Annotated in this window: 2 protein-coding genes; both read right to left on the minus strand. The window is 45.2% G+C overall.

Going from position 1 to position 1,376, the window contains the following annotated elements; genetic code table 11:
* The coding region (locus tag RG47T_RS23140) for an FAD-dependent monooxygenase (RefSeq protein WP_171972588.1) at positions 1-867 on the minus strand (867 nt) is incomplete at its 3' end.
* A partial coding sequence (locus RG47T_RS23145; RefSeq protein ID WP_253187549.1) for an SAM-dependent methyltransferase occupies positions 867-1,376 on the minus strand: 510 nt, incomplete at its 5' end. The genes RG47T_RS23145 and RG47T_RS23140, both read right to left, overlap by 1 nt.

Raw genomic sequence — 1,376 nt, forward strand, 5'->3', positions numbered from 1 at the left:
TGCATCCCCAATTAAAAAGCACCTGCCCGACCGGAATTTATCAGCCATCCAGTGATGCAATTTGTAAGTAGTAAACCAATTGCATTTGGTTATAACTACAGGTACTTGGGTGATTTTTTCGGTAAATGGAATAATGTCTTTTATTGTTATATTTTCTTTATGCTCAAACTGCGGGGGTAGGTTGCCTATTAATCGATAGCCATTTTTTTCGGCAGTGGGGAAAAAGCCTGCAAAGCCGTCGCCGGTTAAGTGTAGCTTTATATAATCATCATCGTGGTTAGTGGTAATATCTGCCAGGTAAAAAAGGTGGGCATACGTATCTCCGGTAAAATGTATTCCCAATTGCTTGCGCACTGTGCTGCCTGCACCATCGGCCCCAATTACCCAGTCGGCTGTTATTATAGCTTCGGTATCATCACTAACCAGCGTGGCTTCAACCGAAGTTCTGTTTTGCGTAAGCTGTTTTAATGTGGTGTTCCAGTAAACGGGTATTGCGCTTTTAGTCAGCTCGCCAAGTAATACCCGTTCATTTTTATTTTGCGGATACATGAATACATAAGGATATGGTGTTTCTCCCTTCCCGGTATCAGCCACAGGGAAAGTGCCGGTTAATTTATCACCATTAAAAAACTGGAGGCCTGTTGTGGGCCTGCCCTCTTTCAATACCTGGTCAACCAGCCCCATTTGGCGGTAAATTTCCAGCGTACGTGCTTGTACGGCTAAAGCCTTAGATTGATCTGTGGGGCCTAATTTATTATCAATTATTACAGGTTCAATACCGTATCTCAATAACTGTGCAGCCATCATTAAGCCCGATGGGCCTGCGCCTATGATCAAAACTTTGGTGTGCTGGCTGCTAATTTTCATCAGGCGTGAAATAATAAAAAGATAGTTGGTTTTTTATGCAAATCCGGCGGTGTTTTTTTCCAGGCGGCTATAGTTTGGGTTTTAACCAGTTCATCATTTGCCGTTAAATTACAGGCAATGCAAAGGCGGGTAGTGGGTTTGCAGGTTTTTAATATCTCTTCCAATAAAGCATTATTACGAAAAGGGGTTTCTATAAACAATTGCGTTTGCTTCAACCGTTCTGTAAAACCTTCCAGTTCTTTAATACGGCGGCTGCGGTCGGCTTTGTCAATAGGCAGGTAACCATGAAAGGTAAAACTTTGTCCGTTAAAGCCCGAGGCCATAATGGCCAGTAAGATAGAGCTTGGCCCAACCAGGGGCACTACTTTGATACCCCGGCGATGCGCTTCGGCCACCACATCCGCACCAGGATCGGCTACACCGGGGCAGCCTGCTTCGCTCATCAGCCCGGCATCGCGGCCTGCCATTAAGCCGGTAAAAAATGTGCTAACGTCGGCAGTACGGGCATG

This window comes from Mucilaginibacter polytrichastri (assembly GCF_001911425.1).
Lineage (GTDB): Bacteria > Bacteroidota > Bacteroidia > Sphingobacteriales > Sphingobacteriaceae > Mucilaginibacter > Mucilaginibacter polytrichastri.